This is a genomic window from Cytobacillus sp. QJM3NY_8, from assembly GCF_056173585.1.
In genome coordinates this window covers 2,622,520-2,646,122 of record NZ_CM149681.1, presented here as the reverse complement: position 1 = coordinate 2,646,122, position 23,603 = coordinate 2,622,520, and the positions used below count along the sequence as shown (strand labels likewise).

The window sequence follows — 23,603 nt, the reverse complement described above, 5'->3', positions numbered from 1 at the left end:
TCTTTTTAGCTTGAGGATGCTAATTTCTTAAACTTTACAAAGATCCATTTTAAAAATGGAGGTACTACAAAGAATATAAAAAACAGCCGAAATAGTTGATAGCCTGTTACTATGGCTAAGTCTGCGCCGGTTTCATGGGCGATTATGGCCATTTGGTCCATGCCTCCGGGTGCAAGACTCAAAAAGCTGGTGGCAGGGGAAAGGTGAAAAAAGTGCATAATCATAAAACTAAGCAGCACCGAACCCGTAATGAGAAGCAGGCCGCTTAAGGCAGCCAGTGAAATGGTTTTAAATTTATTTGCCAGCTTTTCAGGCTTCATCATCATGCCGATGTGAGCCCCGATTAATAGCTGTGATAAATCCAAAACAGGTGGCGGGAGTTCGGGTCCGTTTATACCGGAAATGACAAGGGCCGCTGTTCCCATAATCGGACCAAGAAGGTACGGGGTAGGGAGCTTCAGGCGTTTGCTTAGGATAATGCCGGTAAAAGAAACGAAGACAAAGAGTAAAATACCAGGGAATAAATCACCCCATAAAGGTTCTGCAGCTTCAAAACCGGGACCGACAGAGACATTCAGCCAAGGTCCGAATACTAGGATAGGGACGATGAAGATAATCATGGTCAGCCGTGCGACCTGCATAAAGGTAACAACCGTGATATCGATTCCTTTGACTTCCTCTGCCAGAAGAATCATTTGGGACAGACCTCCGGGAATACTGCCGATCAAAACTGTGGGATAGTCGATGCCCATTAATTTCGCAATAAGAAGTGCAGATATGGCGCTAAAGAGAACCATGCAAACGGTAATGAGCAAAATAAAAGGGAGCTTCTGCAGGATAAGCAGGACCGCTTCCTGTGTAAAAGAAAGGCCGATGCTGTATCCGACGATGATAATCCCGGCATCGCGAAATCCTGCTGGCCAATAAAACGGAATCCTGCTGAGCCGGCTCCCAATCATAACGGCAGTCAATGCACCAAGCAAAAAGGCGACCGGAATATGCAATAAAGAAAATAATACTGCACCAAATACAGCAGATAGAAAGGTGATCAATAAATTCTTATTCACAAAACAACCTTCTTTTTATTTAGTATACCTAAAGATATTTATACCATATAAAAACAATGAATGAATTACAAGTTTTATATAATCAAATGTTTTCATACAATTTATTAAAGAGAAGATCATTTTAGAGAAGGGGGACTAACCATGCCGGAAAAATTAAGCCATTTTGTTTTCATCTTATCGTTTATATGTCTCGGGTTATTTTTGATGCTGGGTTTTTCGCCTCTGTATGATATTTATCTGAATAAAATAGGCCATCGTCCATTTACGCTCCTCCTGCTCCTGACAGTCCTTGTCTTCTTCGTGAGTGTTTTTGTCTTAAAGAAAGTCCAAAACTGGCAGGCGGGCTTTCATGTATTATTTTCCATTATCCTCACCCTGTTTCTTTCATCCGTATTAGCCATCATCGTATTCTTTGGAGGCCTATTTAGGTAAATGTAAAGAGCCTGCACCATCAGAGGTACAAGCTCAGCCAATTTATTGGATTGGCATCCAGTTTACTTTCCATATTCCTTCACTGTTTTTGCTTAGGCCGAAGCCAAACCCATCCTCTTCAGATATGGAAATATAAGCTGAAGAGTCATCGATAATGACTTCTTCTAAACGGGCGTTCTTCACTCGATGCAATAATGTCTGTTTTTCTGGGATAGATGAAGACTCGTTTATAGCATCAAGGTAATGATTCAGGGAAGGAAACGGTTTTCCGATATCCTGATCATGGTTAAACAATGCATATTGAGTATAATAATCCTCAATTTCCTCTGCAAACAGATAGAGCTGGAATACTTCTGCCGGGCTTAAACCTCTTAAGATTTCATCCGTTCCTCTTAAAGAAAATTCTTTAAACACATGGTTTAATGGCTCCCGAAGGACCAGTTCCGTATTATTATTTAGGGCCAGCTGAAATGGAACAGCTTCCACTTGAGGATCTTTTGGAGTTGCCACCTCTAAGACTTCAGCCTGATGTACAGAGCCTTCCCCAGCGCGATATCCACCTATAATTAAAGAAGCATTCTCTTCTGTAATTGGTTCGGTTACACCGAACACCTTTTTTAGCTTCTCCTGATCCGTCTCATTAAAAGTTATTTTTATGTTCTTGCCATCCATGAGCGGCAGTACTTTTAAGGAATCATGATCAGGCAGAAAGTATACAATTTCTTCCTGGAAATCCAGAGTGCCTGTGACCTCTGCCTTCCCAGTAAAAGCTGCAGAAAGGTGCCCGTATGAGTCCTTCTCGAAACTGTTCAATTTCCAGTTGTTTAGCATAGCGCCATCTGCAAGGCCGGGATAAAAACCTTTATCTGCAATGGCGGTCTCCTGTCCATTTTGCTTGTTCAATACATCTGTCTGAATCCCGGCAATCCCGCCTATCAGTATGACAAACCCGGCAGCTGCAGCTGCAGAAAGAAGTTTTGGAACATAGTCTTTTTTTCTGGTTCTAACAGCAGAAGTGCCGATCCGGTTTCTAACTCTCTGTTTTTCCTCTTCTGTGAAAACAGATTCTTTCGTCCATGCAGCCTTCAATACTTTCTTCACTTCCTGATTCAGTTCAGCCATGCTGTTCACCTCTTTCTGAAGCAGATAGTATCTTCTTCACTTTTTCCTGTCCTCTGTACAGCCTTGTTTTAACAGTAGAAATAGGGATATTAAGGGTCTCACTTATTTCTGCCAGACTGAGATCCTGGTAATAATGGAGAAGGAAGACTTCCCGGTATTTTACTGTGAGGGATTCAATCGTTTTCAGCAATTCTTGATGTTCATCCCGTTCAAGAAATGATGCTTCCGGATCTTTTTCTCTAGCCTTTTTCAGGAAAAAAACCTTTTCATTCATGACCATATTGCGGTAATGCCAGCTTTTCAGATAGTCTTTGCTTTTATTAATAGCAATTGTGAAAATCCATGTTTTAAAGGAGGATCTTTGCTGGAAACTTTCCAGCTTTTCATAAACAGTAATAAAGGTATCCTGTGTTAAATCACTGGCCGCATTCCAATCATTCACATAGCTGTATATCAATCTTTTCAAAACGGTACCATACTCATCCATGATCATTTCAAGAACGAGAGCACGGTCTACTTGATCAGCAATTGACCGCTTTACATACTCATCAGAGCTCACATGACTGCCTCCTTGCTAAAATGCCAGCTGCCTATTCCGGCTGCCTTTTGTTTGACTGACAGTTAGACGACAGATGCAAGAAAATCGCTTCAACTTTTTGGCATTTATTAAGCTTATACAAAAAAAGCGGAAACCATTAAGTAGGCTCCTATATAAATAAATCTACATCAATGCATAGGTTAAGAACAGTAGGAGCAAAAATAGTATGGGAGGCATTCATCATCACCTCATTTATTGAGTAATTCCAGCCTTTACATTTAGATTGGGAATAATAATCCCTATATTGAAAAAATGATTCTGCTCAAGTGCTTTGTTTTTGATGGAAGGATTGTTTATTTATATAATGGCTATATTGTGCAAGAAAGAAGGGAGATTATTATGTCACAATTAAATATTACTCCACAGATCAAATTAATCGCTCTTGATATGGATGGAACCTTGTTGAATTCCAGAGGGGAAATTCCTGATGAAAACCGTAAGGCCATACGAGAGGCAAAGGAAAAAGGAATTGAAGTTATTTTGAGCACTGGAAGATCCAGGCTTACGGCAGGCGACCATTCCGATTCTTTGGAATTAGACTCCTACTTGATCACAGTCAACGGCAGTGAAATATTTGGCCCTGATGGTGAATCAATCTCAAGGACTCCAGTTGATTCAAAAATAATGGAGTGGATGTGGAACCTATCCCAGTCACATAAGACTAATTTCTGGGCAACAAGCTGCGAACGGGTTTGGACGAATGAAATGCCTGAAAATATTCATGACCATGAATGGCTTAAATTTGGATTTGATATATCAGATGATGAAATCAGGGAACTCATTCATAAAGAGCTTCAAACAAAAGGGGATCTGGAGATTACAAATTCCAGCTTAACTAATATTGAGGTAAATGCTCTTGGAATCAATAAAGCCAAAGGTATCCAGAAGGTAACAGAGCTTCTTGGCATTTCGATGGAAAATGTAATGGCGATGGGTGACAGCTTAAATGATATTGCCATGATCGAGGAATCAGGCTGGGGTGTAGCAATGGGAAATGCGCAGGATATTGTGAAAGAAACAGCGAATGCTATTACGGGAACTAATGATGAAGCTGGTGTTGCACAGGCAATCCGGAAGTGGGCTCTTTAAAGAATAAAAACCGGCAATCATGCCGGTTTTTGGTTATTTCGAAGGATTTTTGGCAGTTAGAATCGTTTCTTCCAATTCTACCTCTACATTACCTTTAATCGCCCTGGAAATCATACAGGATGCTTCAGCTTTTTGCGCCAGCTTGCGCGCAAGTGAATGATCCTTTTCAGTCGCATCCGCCTGTAACAAGATAACAGGGCGATGAATAATTTTCTTGTATGTAATCACACCTTTAGTTACATCTACAATACCAGTTGATTCCATCGTAAGGTTTTCTTTCTCGAGTTTACTTCGTTCCATCATAGCTGCCAGGGTAATAATATAACAAGTTGCCGCTGCCCCCAGCAGCATTTCATCCGGATTTGTTCCGATTCCGGGTCCTTCCATTTCTGGCGGAATGGAAACCTTTGTTTTAAGCCCGCCTGTTTCAATTTCTCCAACATCATTCCGAAGTCCTGGCCAATATGCTTTTAATTGGAATTGGTGTTCAGCCATTCTTTAATTCCTCCAAGTTATGTATTTCTATTTACACCTTAAAGAGGAACAGGCAGAATTGCAAGACTTTACAGATTTAACGTTTCAGGCTAAGATGAAAACAGCCAACTTAATAGTTTTACTGCTAGGGGTGCCCGATGCGCGGGCTGAGAAAGAAACCGGACTGTTTTTTACCCTTCGGACCTGATCTGGATCATACCAGCGTAGGAAAGTAGTAATTGCGGGGAACGACTAATTCTCTTAGATTATTCAGCCAGGTCCAATTGCGGATCTGGTTTTTATTTTGTTCTCTAAAACAGATGAATTGGCTATCAATAAGGGGGATTTTCTATGAATCTTAACGATCAGATTGTCATTATTACAGGCAGCAGCAGAGGGCTGGGCAAAGAAACCGCAAAAGCATTCGCGAGAGAAGGAGCGAAAGTTGTCATTAACTATTTCCATAGCGAGGAAAAAGCCCATGCTTTGCAGAAGGAAATTGGCGAAAAAGCCATTGCCATTCGTGCTGATATTCGGGACAGTGTTCAAGTGAACTCCATGTTTCAAGAGACGAAGGAACACTTTGGAGCTCCCATTACAACCATAGTCAATAATGCACTGGTAAACTTTCAATTTGACCCTATTTCGAAAAAAGATGCAGAAACAATTAAATGGGACGATTACAAAAGCCAGCTGGAAGGTGCAATTCTGGGAGCATTGAACACAGTTCAGGCAGGTCTTGAAGATATGAAAAAACTGGAGTTTGGCAGGGTAATCTCGGTCGGCACCAATCTATTCCAGCATCCAGTTGTACCCTATCATGACTATACGACCAGCAAAGCTGCTTTATTAGGCTTCACCAGAAATATGGCGAATGAGCTGGGCCAATATGGAATTACGGCAAATATGGTATCGGGAGGTTTGTTAAAAACGACAGATGCCAGTGCTTCGACCTCTAAGGAAGTCTTTAAAATTATCGAAAACTCGACTCCATTAAGAAAAGTCACAGATCCTCAAGAAGTGGCTGATGCGATAGTCTTCTTCGCTTCTCCATGGGCAAGGGCAGTTACTGGACAAAATCTGGTTGTAGATGGCGGATTAGTTATGAATTAAAGGAGGATTTTAGATGAACATTCAGGAGTTTAGCAGTCTATTGGAAAAAGTAAGAGTGTCAAACCCTCTTGTACATAACATTACAAATGTGGTGGTAACAAACTTTACTGCAAATGGCCTGCTGGCAATTGGGGCATCACCAGTAATGGCATATGCACATGAAGAGGCAGCTGAAATGGCTAAAATAGCTGGTGCATTGGTTCTCAATATGGGAACACTGACAGAAAAAGAAGTAAAAAGTATGCTCATAGCGGGTAAATCAGCAAATCAGCATGGGGTTCCAGTCATTTTTGACCCGGTTGGTGTCGGGGCCACGGCTTATCGCACAGATACAGCTAAAAGAATATTAGAAGAGTTAGATATTACCATCATAAGAGGGAATGCTGCAGAAATTGCCAACGCGGCAGGACAGAAATGGAGTATAAAGGGCGTAGATGCAGTTGAAGCAGCAGGTAACACTTCAGAGCTTGCTAAGTCGGCAGCAAAAGAACTTGGTGCAGTAACCGTTATTACAGGAAAACAGGATATCGTTTCAGATGGAAGATCCACTTTTGCCATTAACAATGGCCATCCTCTTCTAACGAAAGTAACGGGTGCCGGATGTCTTCTTACTTCAATAATAGGAGCTTTCGCTGCTATTGAAAAGGATCCTGTAAAAGCGGCAGTAACTTCATTGGTCGTTTATGGCTCTGCAGCCGAAATCGCAGCAGAAAAATCGGATGGCAAAGGACCAGGCACTTTCCAAATAGAGTTTTTGAATAGCTTATATAACATTTCAGCTGCAGATGTTGAATCATATGGCTCTTTTGAAAAACACCAGTTAGGAGGCAATATAAATGAAAGTGAACAAAGCTTTAACCATAGCGGGTTCTGATAGCGGCGGCGGCGCGGGCATTCAAGCTGACTTAAAAACATTTCAGGAACTCGGTGTTTTCGGCATGTCTGCTTTAACTGCGGTAACGGCTCAAAACACCAAGGGTGTTCAAGGAGTTTATCCAATGACAGCAGAGGCAGTTTCTGCTCAAATTCAGTCGATAGGAGAAGACCTCAGACCTGACGCTGTGAAGACAGGAATGCTTTTTAGTGCAGTTATAATCGAGAGTGTTTCCAATGAAATTGTTAGATACGGCTGGAAAAATGTCGTCATAGATCCAGTAATGATTGCAAAGGGAGGAGCAAGTCTTCTTCAGAATGAAGCGATATTAGCGATGAAAAAGCATCTTATACCTCTCTCTCTGGTGATTACCCCGAATATTCCAGAAGCAGAGGTTTTAACGGACATAAGAATTCGTTCACTAGAGGATAAAATAGAAGCAGCAAAAAAACTGCATCACCTTGGAGCGAAAAATGTCATCATAAAAGGCGGCCATGATGAAGCAAAAGACATAGCAGCAGACCTTCTTTTTGACGGAGAAAGGTTTTCGGAATTTAAAAGCAGCAGAATACAAACAGCCAACACACATGGAACAGGCTGCACTTACTCGGCTGCCATCACCGCTGGCCTCGCTGACGGTCTTACCGTGCCAGAGGCTGTTGATCGGGCAAAAAAATTCATCCAGGCAGCAATTGAAAATGATTTAGGAATTGGCAGCGGTCATGGACCTACCAATCACTGGGCGTTCAATAAAAGGAAGAAGGAGGCTGAAGTATATGGCTGTTAATCCGCAGGCAATGAGAAGCTTATTAAAAGTATACTTCATAATGGGCAGCACAAATTGCTGCCAGAATCCTGAAGATGTCCTTCAAGCAGCCATCAAGGGAGGCATTACGTTATTTCAATTCCGTGAAAAAGGAGCAGGATGCCTTCATGGTAAAGAAAAGGAATCGCTCGCAAAAAAGCTTCAAGCAATCTGCAAACAGAGCAATATCCCTTTTATTGTCAATGATGATATTGAATTGGCAGTTAAAATAAATGCAGATGGTGTCCATATAGGCCAGGACGATGAAGCAGCCGATGTGGTCCGCAGGAAAATTGGCAGCAAAATCCTGGGAGTCTCAGTGCACAGCATGCAGGAAGCGGAAACAGCGATCCGTCAAGGCGCAGATTACATTGGCATAGGGCCTATTTATCCGACATCCACAAAGGCAGATGCCAAAGCAGTACAGGGACTTACTTTTTTGACAGAATTAAGATCTGCCGACATCCAAATTCCTGTTGTAGGAATAGGCGGAATTACTTCTGAAAATGCATCTCCTCTAATTGAGGCAGGAGCAGACGGTGTTTCTGTCATTTCTGCAATCAGCCAGGCGGATTCACCAGAAAAAGCAGCCGCCAAGTTATATGATGCAGTAAATAGAATAATGAGAAATGCCCATTGATTTGGGCATTTTTTATTGTATGCATGTTTGAAATTCTAAGGTTTATCCCAATCTATTGAGGATAGCTCACTAACAAACAATAGAAACAGAGGGATGAACAATTGAAAAAGTGGATGGAATCAGGCCTCTATGTTCAAGTGGCAGCTTTCATGCTGGTCGTCTATTATGGCTTCATTTCAGGTCTTGTGGCTGAGGAAACTCAAATCGCAGAATTCGAAGGTAGAATAGAGGAAAAATATCGGCAGACCTCGGTTGATAATTACTTGAGCAACTTCAGCACGCATGAAGAATATTGGATTCGGCTGGATAATGGCAAAGCCTTTGAGCTGACGGCATCATTATATGAAAGTATTAAGCGGGGTGAAAAGGTCAAATTAGTGCAAATGAATGCCGGTACCATGATATTCAGGCAATAGAGCACCGCTAATTAAAGTATGCTGCATTTGCCAGTAATTTTTGTTGTTTGCCATTCCCGTTACAGTACTTTAACTGTGCAAGTATTGAATATCCGTGGTAATGTTGTATTCAGACAGATTTTTTAACATAAGGAGATATAATAGCAATGAAACTCGTTTCATGGAATGTGAATGGCATAAGGGCATGTGTGAAAAAAGGATTCATGGATTACTTCAAAGAAGTGGATGCAGACATATTTTGCATTCAGGAATCCAAACTGCAGGAAGGACAGATTGAGCTCATACTGGAAGGCTATCACCAATACTGGAATTATGCGATAAAAAAAGGATATTCCGGTACAGCTGTATTTACAAAAAAAGAGCCGCTCTCTGTTCGCTATGGATTGGGCGATAACGAAACAGAACCTGAAGGCAGGATTCTCACGCTTGAGTATGAAGGCTTTTATCTTGTTAATGTCTATACTCCGAATTCACAGCGTGACCTGGCCCGGCTTCCATACCGTCTTGAGTGGGAAGAGCGGATCCGGGAGTATTTACTCGGCCTGGATCAGATTAAGCCTGTGATCATGTGCGGGGACTTAAACGTGGCTCATTTCGAAATAGATTTAAAAAATGCTAAATCCAACAGGGGCAACTCAGGCTTTACTGATGAAGAACGTGGAAAAATGACCAGACTGCTTGGATCCGGGTTTGTTGATGCATTCCGCTATAAATATCCCGAAGCGGAAGGAGCATATACCTGGTGGTCCTACATGGCCAAGGTAAGAGAGCGGAATATCGGCTGGCGGATTGATTATTTTATTGTGTCCGAAAAGCTAAAAGAAAGAATACTAGATTCACAGATCCACTGCGACATTATGGGCAGCGATCATTGCCCGGTAGCTCTTGAATTGGAAATATAAAGCGAAACCCCTGCCAGTTGCAGGGGTATTGTTTTAGTAAAAAAGGCAATAATTGAATTAACATTAATCATAAAGGATGGGGTAAATGAACAAAACAGAGATGCTGAAGCTTTTTGTTCTTATTGAAAGAATATATCCGCCTTTTCGGATCAAAAACGAAATCGTTAATTATTATTTTAATTATTGCCAGCAATTCGACTATGAGATGGCTCTGAGCTGCATAATAGGTCATATAAGAAAAAGCCCCTATCCGCCATCAATCAGTCATATTGCATCGAGATGCTCATTGCATTCTTTATCAGCTGAAATATCAGACAGCCGGAATTGGGAAAAAGAATATGTCCTTGCTAATCATGTGTCTTGATATCTATTTCCATTCATTATTATGGAAAAGGGGCTTTTATTTTGTTATAATGCCAGTAAATCTAATAAAAAGGTTTTCTAGGGTTCCGCAGCAGCTGCTGGCCTGGTCCGAGAGAAAACTCATAGCTATAAAAGCTATGCCACGGAAGGATAAAAGCCTGGGAGATACTGTTCATCAGATATCTTCCGGGCTTTTTTCTTTTTTCCGGGAATAATATTCGTAAAAAAGGGGCTGATTTCATGCAGTGGCTGAAGGTATTTATAGCCGCATTTTTTGAAGTGTTTTGGGTGATTGGGTTAAAGCATGCGGATGATCCATTATCATGGGCAGGGACCATCCTATGCATAGCAGTCAGTTTTTATTTGATGATAATGGCTGGCAAAGTCCTGCCTGTGGGAACGGTATATGCGGTCTTTGTGGGCTTGGGCACTGCTGGTACAGTTTTATCTGAAATTGTATTTTTCGGAGAGCCTTTGAAATTATCTAAAATAATTCTTGTTCTTATTTTGTTATTAGGTGTTTTAGGCTTAAAGCTGGTGACAAACGAAGATAAAGGAGCTGAAGCTTCATGAGCTGGGTGTTTCTTATTCTGGCTGGGCTTTTTGAAATGACAGGTGTCACCATGATTAACAGCTGGCACAAAAAAAGGAATTGGCAATCATTTTTCCTGCTGATTGGCGGTTTTGGCGCCAGCTTCATATTTCTTGCGCTGGCCATGAAAGAACTGCCGATGGGGACAGCCTATGCGGTCTGGACTGGAATTGGTGCCGCTGGAGGAGCCATTCTTGGCATGATTCTGTACGGAGAGCCCAAAGATGTAAAACGGATATTTTTTATTGCAATGGTATTAAGTGCTGCAATCGGACTTAAACTTGTATCTTAGATGTATAATGTAATTAAAATTGGTTTAGGCAGGTAGGAAATGAAAAAAAATACAATTGTTTTTACAGGGGGCGGCTCTGCCGGCCATGTGACTCCAAATATCGCCATAATAAATGAACTTTCCCAAGGAGAATGGGCTATTCACTATATCGGCTCAATAAAGGGAATCGAAAAAGAATTGATTTCTGAAATGAACATACCTTATTACGGAATTAACAGCGGAAAACTCCGCCGCTACATGGATAAAGAAAATATAAAAGATCTTTTTCGTGTATTAAAAGGGATTATCGAAGCACGAAAGCTGCTTAAAAAGCTGAAGCCAAATCTTGTATTTTCAAAAGGCGGATTTGTATCGGTCCCTGTTATAATTGCGGCAAGCTCATTAAAAATACCAATATATATTCATGAAAGTGACCTGACTCCAGGACTTGCAAACAAAATTTCTCAGCGGTTTGCAGACAGGATTTTTACTTCATTCGATGAAGCTGCGTCGCATTTTCCTGCAAGAAAGACTACGGCTATAGGATCTCCGATCAGAAGGGAAATCTTCTCCGGTGAAAAGGAGAGGGGAAGGGCGCTTCTAGGGTTCACGGATGAAAGGCCAATCTTGACTGTAATGGGCGGCAGTCTGGGGGCTAAGAAAATGAATGAAACGATCCGGGAATCCCTTCAGGAGCTGACTTCTATATACCAAATTGTTCATCTATGCGGCAAAGGTCAAAAGGATGAGAGTTTAATAAACATTAAAGGCTACAGACAATTTGAGTACATCAGCAACGGGCTTGCTGATATCCTCGCTGCTACAGATACAGTCGTCACCAGAGGAGGATCCAATGCCATTTTTGAATTCCTTGCTTTGAAGCTTCCTATGCTCATCATCCCGATAACCAAAAAACAAAGCAGGGGGGACCAAATACAAAATGCAGAATCCTTCTTAAAAAAAGGATTCTCCCTTACATTGGAAGAGGAGAACTTAACAAAAGAAAGCCTTCTTGAATCCCTGGATAAACTTGAAAAAAAACGAGGACAAATCATCAATAACATGCAAGCCTCGCCAATGAGCGATGCACTAACGGTTTTGATAAAGGAAATTAACAAACACCGCAGATAATTTTAAGTGCAGGCTTTTATATGATCTTGGCGACGGAAATTCAGTGGCTCACGAACATATGGGCGTCCATAGAACCTTCATGAAGACGAAAATTCAGTGGCTCACCTTAAAAAGGTCTCAATGAAGTGTTCATAAAAAAACAAAATTTAGTGCCACACAAAAAAAGGTCGACATAGTCCGTTTATGGCGACAAAAACTGGTGGGCTCACCAAAAAGCTATTAATATCCAAGACAATTTCCCATAAAAAAATTCAGCAATAAAATAAACCTCTTCCAAACGACAAACAGTTAATAATGCTGTTTGTTTTTCTTTTTATGCATTACAATAGAATGCGAATTCTAAATATTGTGAAGGTGATTCGATGGATACAAAATTAATTTTAATCGAGGGTCTGCCTGGTTCAGGCAAATCTACTACTGCAAGATTGGTTCATGAAATTTTGATGCAAAACGGTATTGAGTCAGAGCTGTACTGCGAAGGGGATCTGAATCATCCGGCAGATTATGAGAGCGTCGCCTATTTTGAAAATGACCAGTGGCATCGATTACTGGAAGAATATAGTGCATTCAGAGACCAAATTATCGAAAATTGCATTCCGGAAGATAATGGCTATTTATTGCCTTATAAAAAGCTTGTACCTGACATTCCAGACACATTTTATGAGAAAGTATCTAAAAAGGATATCTATGAGCTTCCTTTGGATCAAAATATGAAACTTATAATCAATAATTGGGAACGATTTTCAACGCGAGCTGCCAGCGGCAAAAAAGTACATATTTTTGAATGCTGTTTTATACAGAATCCTGTTACAGTCGGTATGATTAAATATGGAGCTCCGCTTACAAAGGTTCGGAATTATGTATTGGCATTGGAAAATTCCGTGAAAAAGCTGAATCCGATATTAATTTATATCAGTCAGGATAACCTTGACTACTCTTTCAGGAAAGCGATAAAAGAACGGCCGCAATCCTGGTCTGAAGGTTTTATCCATTATTATACCGATCAAGGATATGGAAAGAAAAATCATTTAAGCGGGGAAGATGGCACTTTAAAGGTTCTTAAAGCCAGGAGGCAGGCAGAAGAGGAAATCTTGAAGAAGCTGTCCATTCGAAAGGCTGTAATCAATAACTCTGCATTTGATGAGCATTCACATAAAGCCGCTTTGGAGAAGTTGTTGATAAATCACCCCGCAAAGAAAGGAAAAAATTAAATGCCGCATCAGGATCATTGTCCTTTTTGCAGTCCGCACAAGGACCCTCTTCAAAATATCATTTTTGAAAACAGCACTTGTTATTTTCTTCAGCACGATAAAGAACAGGACGTATTGGAGGGCTGTGGGGTCATAGTGCCAAAAGCGCACCATTCCGATGCTTTTCACCTGACAGCGGAAGAATGGAATGATACATATGTACTTTTGCAAAAAGCTAAGGATTATTTAGATAAAAAGTATGCACCAGATGGATATACGCTTGGCTGGAATGTGGGCGATGCTTCAAATCAATCCATTCTTCACAGCCATCTGCACGTCATTCCCAGATATAATGATGAACCACACGCAGGAAAAGGGCTCAGGCATTGGCTGAAGCAGCCCGATAATAAAAGGGGGATTCTGAAAAGATGAAAAAACACACAGCGGGACTGTGTGTTTTTAAATTACTGAATTTTCGGCGGATTGCTCTTGACTTCAAGAACATCCAGCATAAATACAAACACTGGTATACCGACGATTAATCCCCAAACACCGAAGAAATGTTCAGAGAAAATCAGGACAATAAAGGTATAAAAGACCGGCAAATCCGTTTTGGAAGACATAAGCTTCGGATTTAAAATATACGCTTCAATGGCGTGGATCACCATAATGACCAGTACTATATAAAATACTTGGATGAATCCGCCGAGAGAATAGGCGATTGTACAGAGCGGGACAAGCGAAATAATGACACCTGCTACAGGAATTAATCCCAGCAGGAAAATCAGAATTGACAATCCCATCAGCTGTGGAAAGTCCATGATCCATAGAGCAAGTGTTGTCAGGATGCAATTGACTGTGGCAATGACAAACTGCGCCTCGATTACTTTCCCGAATGTTTGCACAAATTTACTTCCAAAATACTCGATTTCATTATAAAAGTCAGCGATTTTGCTGTGCTTAAATTTCAAGGTGAATTCAATCAGTTTCGGTTTTTCAAGCAGGAAAAACAAGCTAAGGATTAGAGACAGCAATACCTGTACGGCAATATGACTAATATCGGAAAAATATTGAAGCAGGAACGCAAAGCCCTGTTCAAGATATTTCGTAATTTCATTTGTTTCGAGCATTTGAACAATATATGTAATTACGATATTGTCATGTTTTTGGGTGTAAAAGCTTTCAACCTGTTTAAACAGCTGTGATATTTCAGATACAATTAAAGGGAGGTACTTGATAATCCCTATAGAAAGCAGGCCGATAATTCCCATATAAAGGGTTATGACCGTCAGTTTCCTATTCAGTTTAAATCTCGAGAGGACAAGCTTCACAAGCCTATCCATCAAAAATGAAAATATAAATGTAATCAGAATTAAATTAATCATGCTCCTCAGCAGGTAAAGAGCCAGGACAATAATTCCAAAAATAATGAATCGTTTGATGCTGTTATTATTTAAAAATGATTTTATCGTTTCCAATTTCATTCCTCCACACTTTTTAAGTTTCTTTAAAATTTCATGAAATGCGGAGATAGTTACTCTGGAACATATATGGGATCATGTATTCATTGCTTCTGTGAATTGCATGGGAGTTTAGCGCCTGAAAATGGATCCGGTATTCTTTATAATAGGTCAGCTTCGCCGTAAATTTTACTGCAGCTGCTAATGTGCTGCTCAATGCAGGGCTTTTAAGGGCAGGTGAATCAATAACAATGGGATTTCCCTTCAAATGCACATTTAAATCAATCGGCTCCTGGCTTTGCTGCAATGATGAAGACAAACCGGATACAAGCAGGAAAATGCTGAAAAATATGTGTGCCACCTTGTTCATCCTCTTATTATCAATATATTTACTATTTTATAATACTTTTTCATTTAATTATATATCTATTTACAGTCGAATTGGAAAAAATCATTACGAAGAAAGGATGATGATAGTTGGATAGGAAATATGCTGCCGTTACAGGCTGTTCCAGCGGGTTTGGAACCTTGATGGCCATTGAGCTGGCTAAGAATGATTTTCAAGTTATTGCAACAATGAGAAATACGAATAAAAGCAAATTATTAATGGAGAAAGCTAGACGAGAGGGAGTTCATGAACAGATATCCATTCACGAATTGGATGTCACCTCGTCCTCATCCATAGAAGTTTTTAAAAACCTGCTCCTTCAATTGCCTTCAATTGATGTTTTAATCAATAATGCAGGCTATGCAGGAGCAGGATTTGCGGAAGAAATACCGCTGGAGGAGTATAGAAATCAATTTGAGACAAACGTTTTTGGAACGTTTGCAGTAACACAAGCGGTTCTGCCATTTATGCGAAAACAAAGAACAGGAACCATCTTAAATGTAAGTTCCATCAGCGGAAGAATCGGGTTTCCAGGCTTATCGCCATATGCCGCATCAAAATTTGCTGTAGAAGGGTGGAGTGAATCACTTAGACTTGAAATGAAACCGTTTGGCGTAAATGTTGTCCTGATTGAGCCAGGATCTTTCAGGACTGGCATCTGGACAACAGGGAAAAAGATAGCGGAACCATCCTTGAAAAAAGATTCACCTTATTATCCATATATGACAAAAATTCAAAATTACCTTGAACAAGGCGAGCCCTTTTATGAAGATCCGCTAATCGTAGCGAAAAAAGCAGTGAGCATTCTCAGGGAAAAAGAACCTTCACTCAGGTACCCGGTAGGAAAGGGTGTACGCACAAGAATACGCCTGAAAAACGTACTGAACTGGAAAAGCTGGGAGAAAATCATAATAAAAACTCTTTACAAAAAATAGAAGTTTTTTTCAAAGTTTGTTGTTTTTTTTACTCCAAATTTTATTTAATCTGCTGAGTTGATCTTCGCTGTGGGCACTTGATCCTTGAAAATGCATACGCATTTTCTTCGTGCGGTGATGATTCAAGGAAGACAATTCAAAGTCCTTCGGGAGGAGAGGGAGTAAGAGACCCCACAAGCGAAGCAAAGGAGGCTCTCATGCCTCCCCGCGGAAAGCAACGGACATCATTAAACACTAAAACAACAACAAATTAACTTATAAACAAATACACCGTAATTATTATCCCAACGATAAAAAAAGCAAATGTCCCTGAAAGAAACGGATTGATATGAATGAAAAATTCAGCTCTTTCTTCTTCATTCATATGAGTCATCATATTTAGCTTAATCAGCAATCACATTATTTGTCCAGGCATCATCCTGTGAAAAAGCAAATAGGCTTAATGCAAAAAGAATAAAGCTGCTGTAGGCAATGGTATCAAGCAGAGGGAAGTGAAGAAAAAACGAAATACCCGCTGCTAAAATTGATTCTAAAATAAAGAACAACAATGCCCAAACCCAGAATTTTTTTTGTCTAACCATGCAGGACCTCCTATTTTTGTTTTCTTTTATAACGAATAGGATGATAAAAAGTTTCAAAATTTTCCTTTTTTTCTTCTTTTTTCTTAAGCCCCCAATCTCTGATTAATTTTCATGTATCGAGAGAAAATAAGAAAACTTATCTTAGATCATCTGGGGGAGATGGAATGAAAAAGGGAATGAAAAAATACTTAATCACGCTGTTATTATTCATAGCCCTGCTGATTGTCTGGAACCAGACGGAAGCTGAAGTCTCCGGACCGCCAACCATCCATCTGCGCCTGATGGAAACAACGGATTTGCATGGAAATATGATTGGTTATGATTACGAAGACCGCAAGAAAACAGTGGAGTTTGGGCTTTCAAGAACGGCCAGCTTAATTAAACAGGCAAGAAATGAGTCTCCTAATTCCCTTCTATTTGATAATGGGGACATTCTTGAAGGCAACGGACTCGATGAGTATGCCTATAGAAGCCATCCGCTTGACATGGCTAATGTCCATCCTGTTTTTAAAGCCATGAATACTCTGCTTTATGATGCTGCTACGGTGGGAAATCATGAATTTAATTACGGAATTGATTTTATGGAAGAAAGCCTCAGGGGGGCTAACTTTCCTTATGTCAATGCCAATATATATGTTGAAGACAGCAATCAGCTCGATGAGGATGATTTGAATTATTTTAATCCCTATACCATTATAGAGAAAGAAGTGACAGATACAGCCGGGGAGAAGCATAAGCTGAAAGTTGGAGTCATCGGCTTTATCACACCGATTGTTGCGGAATGGAATAAGGAGTATTTTCACGGAAACCTTAAAGTGAAAAATATAAAGGAAACTGCCGAGCATTTTATCCCTATTATGAAAAGCAAAGGGGCAGATATTATTGTGGCTCTTGCCCATACAGGTCTAGAGTCCGATAAAGGACTGGATGAAAAAAAGGGCAACTCAGTTCATGCCCTCAGCAAGGTTAAAGGATTAGATGCCATTCTATTCGGGCACAGCCATTCTGTTTTTCCTGTCAAAGATGAACTGCAAAAGCTGCCTGGAATCGACTTAAAGACTGGCACCATTAACGGAACTGCTGCAGTCCAAGCTGGATATTGGGGCAATCATCTTGGTCTCATCGATTTGAAAATTGTTTTCCAGGATAGCGAATGGAAAGTTAAAAGCAGTCTTTCGTCGATCAGGCCCGTTTACCGGACAATCAATAAAAAAAGCAGGGAAGTAATACCCGCAGACCCAATAATTGAGCAGATTATGAAAAAAGATCATCATGATGCCCTGAATTATTTGAAAAATAAAAAGTAAAAGGCGCCCATGGGACGCCTTTTTCCTATAAAACCGAAAACTCCTCATTTTTCAAATCAGTAATAAACATATGTCCCGGAGCATGTGTAATCATAATTTCCGGCTTCACATGCATGGCAACTGCCTGGGGTGTTACCCCGCAGGCCCAGAAAACCGGTACCTCTCCATCTTTAATGGTCACAGGGTCCCCAAAATCTGGGCGTTGGATATTGCTAATGCCGATTGCTTCTGGATTTCCAATATGGACAGGGGCCCCATGGACAGATGGGAAGCGGCTTGTCACCTGTACAGCCCTAATGGCTTCCTTTTCTGTCATCGGACGCATACTCACTACCATCGGGCCTTCAAACCGGCCTGCACCCACACAGCCAATATTGGTTTTATACATCGGGACATTCCGATTTTCCTCAATATGGCGGATAGGGATATTATTTTTGAGCAATGCGTCTTCGAATGTAAAACTGCATCCGAGCAGAAATGCTACCATATCATCATTCCAATAAGATGTTATATCTGAAAGTTCCTCAGCGAGCTCTCCGTTTTTATATACCCTGTATTTTGGCAGGTCGGTTCTAATATCAGCATTTGGAGCTGACAGCATTGGCACTGGTGAACCTGGTTCAGTCACATCAATGATTGGACATGATTTAGGATTACGCTGGCAGAAGAGCAGAAATTCAAAGGCCAGCTCCTTTGGCAATATAGCCAGATTAGCTTGAATAAAGCCATTAGCCATTCCTGCAGTTGGATCATCCCAATCCTTTACACGGATTAATTTGCGCGCCTCTTCGGGATTCAATTGAGAAGGGGTGATCATATGAAAATCTCCTTTCATGCTTATTTAAATAGCTCGGGGATACCATTGATTAATGAATAAACCCCCATGTAAGACATGGCTATCACGATAATGACTCCGAAAATCGTCATCCAAAGGGGATGTTTATAATCACCGACAATTTTGGTTTTATAGGCAGCAATCAGCATTACACCTAGTGCAATCGGCAGGATAAGCCCGTTTAATGAACCAACTAAAACCAATATTTTTACCGGTTTTCCAATCAAAACAAAAACAAATGTAGAAATGGCGATAAAACCGACAATGACCCATTTATGATATTTCTCGACAGCAGGGCTCAATGTCCGAATGAATGAGACCGATGTATAAGCTGCACCGACAACAGAAGTTATGGCAGCTGCCCACATAACTACTCCAAACATCTTATATCCAATATTCCCCGCTGCCAGCTGGAAGACAGAAGCAGGAGGGTTGGATGGATCGAGTGCAAGGCCCTGTGAAACCACACCCAGTGCGGCAAGGAACAGGAAGATACGCATAATGGAAGCAATCCCGATTGCACTGACAGAGCTCTTTGTGACTTCCGGCAGAGCTTCTTTTCCTTTGACTCCAGCATCAATTAAACGATGCCCGCCAGCGAAGGTAATATAACCGCCAACCGTTCCGCCGACTAGTGTAATAATGGCCAGAATATCAATTTTATCCGGCACGAACGTTTTGACAACAGCTTCACCAACAGGAGGCTGTGCAGTAAACATTACATAAAGAGTTAATCCAATCATGACAAATCCTAAAATCTGTGTGAAACGGTCCATTAATCTGCCCGCTTCTTTTACAAGAAAGATGCCGATTGCCAAAATTCCGCTTAGAAGGGCGCCCAATTCAGGGGATATACCGAAAATAACATTTGTACCTAACCCGGCACCGGCAATATTCCCAATATTAAAAGCAAGACCGCCCATGACAATCAGGGCAGCAAGGAAATATCCCAGTCCCGGAAGGACATCGTTGGCAATATCCTGTGCGCGCTTTTCAGAAACGGCTATGATTCGCCAGATATTCATCTGTGCCCCAATATCGATAATAATAGAAATTAAAATTACAAATCCAAAACTCGCAAGCAGGGTTTCTGTAAATACTGTCGTTTGTGTCAGAAAGCCTGGTCCAATGGCAGAAGTGGCCATAAGGAATGCGGCACCCAGCAAAAGACTGGCATTAGATTGCTTTTTCATTCATTTTCCCCCAATAATTCTATTTGTGGTTATCTTTCGTGCTTCTTTTACCTTGCATCAGCACTATTTGTAATGATTGAGTTCCATTCGCGCTAGAGTATTCTTCTTCAACAGAACTATTCCCGACAATCGCCCCTAAAAGCCTGCACGCTATTTTTTAAAACCTCATATGCACTATTTCAACCCGATGAGAACATCGGAATCCCCGCAAGATAAATAAGTCTCCTTAAAGGGGCACCAACTTTTCACTACTTCCACGAATATCGGTTTTATTTCAAAAACTCGCTGATTTTCGCTACCTGGATTCCTGCTTCATTCAGTGCCTTCGGAATATATTGGGCAAATTCAAGTGCGCTTTCCCCGTCACCATGGATGCATATCGTATTGGCCTCAATGGAAACGTCAGTACCCTGGACAGAATGAACCTTTCCTTCCTTGACCATGCGGATTACCTGATTTACAGCTTCGCTATGATCTGTAATAAGTGCATTGTGTTCCCTTCTTGAAGTAAGAGTTCCATCCTCCTGGTACGTGCGGTCTGAGAACACCTCATTTGCAGAGCGGAGTCCAATTTTCCTGCCGGCTTTTACTAATTCGCTTCCTGAGAGCCCGAAAAGAATCAGTTCAGGATCCACTTTATAAACCGCTTCTGCGATTGCTTCTGATAATGGTGCGCTTTTTGAGGCCATGTTGAATAATGCACCGTGCGGTTTTACATGCTGAAGCTTTCCGCCTTCAGATTTAACAAAGGCATACAAAGCACCAATTTGATAGACCACTAAGTCATAAGCTTCCTGAGGGGTTATGTTTATATCCCTCCGGCCGAATCCATGCAGATCCTGGAGTCCCGGATGGACACCCAGGCCAACATTCTTCTCAAGTGCCATCTTAACTGTTTTTCGCATGGTCGCAGGGTCGCCGGCATGAAAGCCGCATGCAATATTGGCAGAAGTAATATAATCAAGTATTTCCTCATCGCTCCCCATCTTGTATGAACCAAAGCTTTCTCCCATATCACAATTAATGTCTACAATGTGCATCTTAATTTCCTCCTCTTGTTTTTAAAAATATGCCTTGCTTTAATTCCCTTAATTTCATTTCTCTATTAATTAATAACTGCTGCGCCTGTTCATTTGATATTTCTGCAAAACTTAAGGAGTCTCCGGGTTTGGCCTGCGCCAGAAGGGGGAGGTCGACAGCAGCAACCTGTCCAATTTTTGGATAACCTCCAGTTGTTTGCCGGTCAGCCAGCAATACAATCGGATTTCCATCCGGAGGAACTTGAATGGAACCAAAATTTACGGCTTCAGATATTTGCTCAGCATGTTCTGACAGCGAAAGAGCAGGGCCTTTCAGTCTATATCCCATCCTGTCCGATTGTGAGGTAACTTCAAAGGCATGTTTGAAAAGCTGAACCTGGCTTGCTTCGGAAAATAAATCAAATTGGCGGCCCCTTGTTATTCTGATTTCTGGATTTGCCGCTGTGTCCGGTATGAGTTCTGATGCAATACCCCAGTCGTTTTCAACAAAAGTCCTATCAAGAATCTGTTTTGTCAAATACTCCGTTATTTTCAATGATTGGAGAGAAGGTTTGCCGGTTTCCAGCAGGTCTCCTGACTTTAATGCTCTGCCTTTATAACCGCCAATTCCTGCACGCAGGTAGGTGGATTTGCTGTTCATTACATCAGGTACGGCAAATCCGCCCGCAGCAGCCAGATAGGCTCGGCACCCTTTACGGCACCGGCCGAATTTAAGTTCACTGCCTTTTTTCACAAAAACGGATCTCCATGTCCGAACAGGCTGGCCATTGATGGAAGGGGAAAGGTCACCGCCGCAAATCGAAATGAGGGTATCTTTTTCAAATGTTAAAATTGGACCCATCATCGTTATTTCTAAAACAGGATCATTTTCTTCGTTTCCAGCCAGCAGATTGGCCATCCGGTGTGAAAATGGGTCCATGGCCCCGCTGGAAATCACGCCAAACTTTTGATAGCCGGTTCTCCCCAGGTCCTGAATGCTAGAAAGGAGTCCAGGCTTTAAAACGTTAATCATTGTTCCGTCTCCTCCCAATGATGGTATTCTTCCAGACTGATTGGCTTGAATTTGATTTGGTCGCCTGCTTTAAGTAGGGTAGGGGAGTCATCCGTCGGCCGAAACAATTTAACAGGAGTACGCCCAATCAGCTGCCAGCCGCCTGGCGTCTCGATGGGGTAAATACCCGTCTGCATCCCGGCAATCCCCACTGTTCTCTCAGGAATCTTTAGACGCGGCGTATCCCGTCTTGGTGCGGCAATTTGTTCTGACATTCCGCCAATAAAAGGGAATCCTGGTGCAAATCCAATCATATAGACCAGGTAGCTGCCTGAGGAGTGAATTTCAATAACTTCTTCGGGGGTAATCCCATTATGCTCTGCCACAAAATCAAGATCCGGCCCAAATTCTCCTCCATAGCATACCGGGATTTCAACAATTTCAGGTTCCGGCATATTATTTTCCGTCATCTCTTCAATAAGCGGTTTAATCAGTGAACACACGAAATTAAACGGGAGCTGGCCATTTGAAAGCTGATAGGCCTTAAATGGATTATAAAAAATGGTTACAGTTGTGTAAGCAGGTATGTATTCAATCATCCATTCGGGAGGGTACTTTTCAAGAAAGGCAGTCAGCGACTGAACTTTCTGATGAGTTTCCTTGCTGATTTCTTTCCCAAGCTCAACAAGAACAGCATCATCCCCTAATGGGTGAAGGGTGTATCTCATCATTTCACCAGCTTTCGCAGTAAATTTGTTTGTACTGAGGAATAAAATATTATTTGGTAATAATAAATCTTCATTTTTATTCAAAAGAATTTCATTCATTATTCTTTCTGAAAAAAGGGAAAATCATGTCTTCTAATGCTTGAATGAAAAACATTTATTAGTAATGTTATATATTTATGCAATGTCCTTAGCAGAAGAATATAATATTATATAATAGACTGAAAATTCTATTTGTGCAAATTATTCTGCTAGAAGGCGTACCAATATCTTCAAAGTTTAGTTTGTCCATCATTTTGGGAATAGAGGAGGTACATCACCATTTAGGGAGAGATCATATTGGAAGCAGATTTAGAAATGAACTTATCAGAAAGATTTGAGGCTGCCTTTAACCGTATTCACAAAGCCTTAAAACAATCTGCTAAAAACGCCAGAACAGATAGATTTTATAAACTTATAGAAATACAGAAAAATCATTCGCTGATTCGATTATATGAAGATGATTTGCATCAGTTTGCCAAGCTGCGAAATGCCATTGTCCATGAAAAAATAGACCTTGATTATTATATTGCGGAGCCTCATCTCGAGACGGTAGAAAAGATTGAAAGGATTGCCGGCCATTTTGAAAAGCCAAAAACCGCACTTTCCATAGCTGCAACTCCGGTATTTTATTTTTATGAAGATGGCAAGCTAACGGATGTACTGGCCATAATTAATAAATTTTCACACTCCCAATTCCCCATTTACTCGAGAAAAGAGGAATACTCATGGCTATTAACTTCGGCAGATATCGTGAAATGGATGGCAGAGCACTTTACAGAAGAAACAATCCAGTTGAAAAAGGTGAGAATTAAAGAGCTTTTCAGCAAGAAATCAAAGAATCAAATCTCGTTTGCAGGCAAACATACATCTATCTTTGAATTAGAGGATATGTTTGAGGACTGCCGAAATAAAAATGAAAAGCTTGAAGGGATCATAGTTACCGAGAACGGAAAGCCGACTGAAAAACCAAAAGGCATCATAACAGCGTGGGACCTCCTGGAAGCCGATTCAGAAAATTAAAACGCAA

29 protein-coding genes and 2 riboswitches are annotated in these 23,603 nt (G+C 41.0%); of the genes, 17 read left to right on the top strand and 12 right to left on the bottom strand.

The annotated features are described in order from the left end of the window. Window positions 1–5: 5 nt before the first annotated feature. Window positions 6–1,067 (bottom strand): AbrB family transcriptional regulator, encoded by a 1,062-nt coding sequence (locus AC0VZ9_RS13785; RefSeq protein ID WP_009334471.1) that lies wholly within the window; start codon window positions 1,065–1,067, stop codon window positions 6–8. Between the two features lie 141 nt (window positions 1,068–1,208). On the opposite strand from AC0VZ9_RS13785, the gene AC0VZ9_RS13780 reads away from it, so the two are divergent. Beyond that, window positions 1,209–1,499 (top strand): hypothetical protein, encoded by a 291-nt coding sequence (locus AC0VZ9_RS13780; protein ID WP_009334472.1) that lies wholly within the window; start codon window positions 1,209–1,211, stop codon window positions 1,497–1,499. 42 nt (window positions 1,500–1,541) lie between these two features. On the opposite strand, the gene AC0VZ9_RS13775 is transcribed toward AC0VZ9_RS13780, so the two are convergent. Further along, window positions 1,542–2,621: a hypothetical protein gene (locus AC0VZ9_RS13775; RefSeq protein ID WP_009334473.1), complete on the bottom strand. Its 1,080-nt coding sequence runs from the start codon at window positions 2,619–2,621 to the stop codon at window positions 1,542–1,544. Further along, on the bottom strand, window positions 2,614–3,180 hold the full coding sequence (locus AC0VZ9_RS13770) for a sigma-70 family RNA polymerase sigma factor (RefSeq protein ID WP_009334474.1): 567 nt from the start codon (window positions 3,178–3,180) through the stop codon (window positions 2,614–2,616). Before AC0VZ9_RS13770 ends, AC0VZ9_RS13775 begins: the two co-directional genes overlap by 8 nt. Window positions 3,181–3,558: 378 nt before the next feature. On the opposite strand from AC0VZ9_RS13770, the gene AC0VZ9_RS13765 reads away from it, so the two are divergent. Continuing rightward, window positions 3,559–4,308 (top strand): Cof-type HAD-IIB family hydrolase, encoded by a 750-nt coding sequence (locus AC0VZ9_RS13765; RefSeq protein WP_034297155.1) that lies wholly within the window; start codon window positions 3,559–3,561, stop codon window positions 4,306–4,308. A gap of 33 nt (window positions 4,309–4,341) precedes the next feature. Here the strand turns inward: AC0VZ9_RS13765 and AC0VZ9_RS13760 are convergent, their stop codons facing one another. Continuing rightward, window positions 4,342–4,803, bottom strand: coding sequence for an OsmC family protein (locus tag AC0VZ9_RS13760; protein ID WP_009334476.1), 462 nt, complete (start codon window positions 4,801–4,803; stop codon window positions 4,342–4,344). A 116-nt stretch (window positions 4,804–4,919) separates the two neighbouring features. After that, window positions 4,920–5,030: riboswitch (TPP riboswitch) on the top strand. 103 nt (window positions 5,031–5,133) lie between these two features. On the opposite strand from AC0VZ9_RS13760, the gene AC0VZ9_RS13755 reads away from it, so the two are divergent. From AC0VZ9_RS13755 to AC0VZ9_RS13700, 12 genes are all read left to right on the top strand, one after another. Continuing rightward, window positions 5,134–5,895 (top strand): 3-oxoacyl-ACP reductase, encoded by a 762-nt coding sequence (locus AC0VZ9_RS13755; RefSeq protein ID WP_009334478.1) that lies wholly within the window; start codon window positions 5,134–5,136, stop codon window positions 5,893–5,895. A gap of 13 nt (window positions 5,896–5,908) precedes the next feature. Next, complete coding sequence (gene thiM, locus AC0VZ9_RS13750) at window positions 5,909–6,769, top strand: hydroxyethylthiazole kinase (RefSeq protein WP_009334479.1); 861 nt, start codon at window positions 5,909–5,911, stop codon at window positions 6,767–6,769. After that, on the top strand, window positions 6,732–7,556 hold the full coding sequence (gene thiD, locus AC0VZ9_RS13745; protein WP_009334480.1) for a bifunctional hydroxymethylpyrimidine kinase/phosphomethylpyrimidine kinase: 825 nt from the start codon (window positions 6,732–6,734) through the stop codon (window positions 7,554–7,556). Before thiM ends, thiD begins: the two co-directional genes overlap by 38 nt. Continuing rightward, entirely contained in the window at window positions 7,546–8,214 is a 669-nt protein-coding gene (gene thiE, locus AC0VZ9_RS13740) for a thiamine phosphate synthase (protein ID WP_009334481.1), read from the top strand. Before thiD ends, thiE begins: the two co-directional genes overlap by 11 nt. A 101-nt stretch (window positions 8,215–8,315) precedes the next feature. Then, window positions 8,316–8,630 (top strand): hypothetical protein, encoded by a 315-nt coding sequence (locus AC0VZ9_RS13735; protein ID WP_009334482.1) that lies wholly within the window; start codon window positions 8,316–8,318, stop codon window positions 8,628–8,630. Window positions 8,631–8,776: 146 nt separating this feature from the next. Continuing rightward, complete coding sequence (gene xth, locus AC0VZ9_RS13730) at window positions 8,777–9,532, top strand: exodeoxyribonuclease III (RefSeq protein WP_009334483.1); 756 nt, start codon at window positions 8,777–8,779, stop codon at window positions 9,530–9,532. A gap of 85 nt (window positions 9,533–9,617) precedes the next feature. Further along, window positions 9,618–9,896, top strand: a complete 279-nt coding sequence (locus AC0VZ9_RS13725) for a hypothetical protein (RefSeq protein WP_009334484.1) — start codon at window positions 9,618–9,620, stop codon at window positions 9,894–9,896. 66 nt (window positions 9,897–9,962) lie between these two features. Then, window positions 9,963–10,062: riboswitch (guanidine-I (ykkC/yxkD leader) on the top strand. A gap of 73 nt (window positions 10,063–10,135) precedes the next feature. Further along, a complete protein-coding gene (locus AC0VZ9_RS13720; protein WP_009334485.1) occupies window positions 10,136–10,468 on the top strand; it encodes a DMT family transporter in 333 nt (110 codons plus the stop codon). Next, the gene (locus AC0VZ9_RS13715) at window positions 10,465–10,779 is read left to right on the top strand and encodes a DMT family transporter (protein WP_009334486.1); all 315 of its coding nucleotides are present in this window, start codon (window positions 10,465–10,467) and stop codon (window positions 10,777–10,779) included. Before AC0VZ9_RS13720 ends, AC0VZ9_RS13715 begins: the two co-directional genes overlap by 4 nt. Before the next feature lie 39 nt (window positions 10,780–10,818). Next, a complete protein-coding gene (locus tag AC0VZ9_RS13710) occupies window positions 10,819–11,889 on the top strand; it encodes an undecaprenyldiphospho-muramoylpentapeptide beta-N-acetylglucosaminyltransferase (RefSeq protein WP_475397488.1) in 1,071 nt (356 codons plus the stop codon). A gap of 362 nt (window positions 11,890–12,251) precedes the next feature. Further along, the gene (locus AC0VZ9_RS13705; protein WP_019379800.1) at window positions 12,252–13,100 is read left to right on the top strand and encodes a P-loop NTPase family protein; all 849 of its coding nucleotides are present in this window, start codon (window positions 12,252–12,254) and stop codon (window positions 13,098–13,100) included. Next, entirely contained in the window at window positions 13,101–13,511 is a 411-nt protein-coding gene (locus tag AC0VZ9_RS13700; RefSeq protein ID WP_009334489.1) for an HIT family protein, read from the top strand. A 32-nt stretch (window positions 13,512–13,543) separates the two neighbouring features. On the opposite strand, the gene AC0VZ9_RS13695 is transcribed toward AC0VZ9_RS13700, so the two are convergent. Further along, window positions 13,544–14,557, bottom strand: coding sequence for an AI-2E family transporter (locus tag AC0VZ9_RS13695; RefSeq protein ID WP_009334490.1), 1,014 nt, complete (start codon window positions 14,555–14,557; stop codon window positions 13,544–13,546). A gap of 37 nt (window positions 14,558–14,594) precedes the next feature. Beyond that, a complete protein-coding gene (locus tag AC0VZ9_RS13690) occupies window positions 14,595–14,909 on the bottom strand; it encodes a hypothetical protein (RefSeq protein ID WP_475397487.1) in 315 nt (104 codons plus the stop codon). A gap of 107 nt (window positions 14,910–15,016) precedes the next feature. On the opposite strand from AC0VZ9_RS13690, the gene AC0VZ9_RS13685 reads away from it, so the two are divergent. Next, window positions 15,017–15,862: an SDR family oxidoreductase gene (locus AC0VZ9_RS13685; protein ID WP_475397486.1), complete on the top strand. Its 846-nt coding sequence runs from the start codon at window positions 15,017–15,019 to the stop codon at window positions 15,860–15,862. A gap of 383 nt (window positions 15,863–16,245) precedes the next feature. On the opposite strand, the gene AC0VZ9_RS13680 is transcribed toward AC0VZ9_RS13685, so the two are convergent. Continuing rightward, window positions 16,246–16,443, bottom strand: coding sequence for a hypothetical protein (locus AC0VZ9_RS13680; RefSeq protein WP_009334494.1), 198 nt, complete (start codon window positions 16,441–16,443; stop codon window positions 16,246–16,248). Window positions 16,444–16,607: 164 nt separating this feature from the next. Between AC0VZ9_RS13680 and AC0VZ9_RS13675 the strand changes: the two genes are divergently transcribed. Then, window positions 16,608–17,750, top strand: coding sequence for a metallophosphoesterase (locus tag AC0VZ9_RS13675; protein WP_009334495.1), 1,143 nt, complete (start codon window positions 16,608–16,610; stop codon window positions 17,748–17,750). Between the two features lie 25 nt (window positions 17,751–17,775). On the opposite strand, the gene AC0VZ9_RS13670 is transcribed toward AC0VZ9_RS13675, so the two are convergent. The 5 genes from AC0VZ9_RS13670 to pxpB all read right to left on the bottom strand — a co-directional run bounded on the left by AC0VZ9_RS13670 (window position 17,776) and on the right by pxpB (window position 22,537). Next, a complete protein-coding gene (locus tag AC0VZ9_RS13670; protein ID WP_009334496.1) occupies window positions 17,776–18,567 on the bottom strand; it encodes a putative hydro-lyase in 792 nt (263 codons plus the stop codon). A 20-nt stretch (window positions 18,568–18,587) separates the two neighbouring features. Beyond that, window positions 18,588–19,778, bottom strand: a complete 1,191-nt coding sequence (locus tag AC0VZ9_RS13665; RefSeq protein ID WP_009334497.1) for an NRAMP family divalent metal transporter — start codon at window positions 19,776–19,778, stop codon at window positions 18,588–18,590. A gap of 269 nt (window positions 19,779–20,047) precedes the next feature. Continuing rightward, complete coding sequence (locus AC0VZ9_RS13660) at window positions 20,048–20,818, bottom strand: LamB/YcsF family protein (RefSeq protein ID WP_019379805.1); 771 nt, start codon at window positions 20,816–20,818, stop codon at window positions 20,048–20,050. 1 nt (window position 20,819) lies between these two features. After that, complete coding sequence (locus tag AC0VZ9_RS13655; RefSeq protein ID WP_009334499.1) at window positions 20,820–21,830, bottom strand: 5-oxoprolinase subunit C family protein; 1,011 nt, start codon at window positions 21,828–21,830, stop codon at window positions 20,820–20,822. Beyond that, window positions 21,827–22,537 carry a 5-oxoprolinase subunit PxpB gene (gene pxpB, locus AC0VZ9_RS13650; protein WP_026041557.1) on the bottom strand — a complete coding sequence of 237 codons (711 nt, stop codon included), beginning with the start codon at window positions 22,535–22,537 and terminating at the stop codon, window positions 21,827–21,829. Before pxpB ends, AC0VZ9_RS13655 begins: the two co-directional genes overlap by 4 nt. Before the next feature lie 336 nt (window positions 22,538–22,873). Between pxpB and AC0VZ9_RS13645 the strand changes: the two genes are divergently transcribed. Further along, complete coding sequence (locus tag AC0VZ9_RS13645; RefSeq protein WP_475397485.1) at window positions 22,874–23,596, top strand: CBS domain-containing protein; 723 nt, start codon at window positions 22,874–22,876, stop codon at window positions 23,594–23,596. Window positions 23,597–23,603 lie beyond the last annotated feature (7 nt).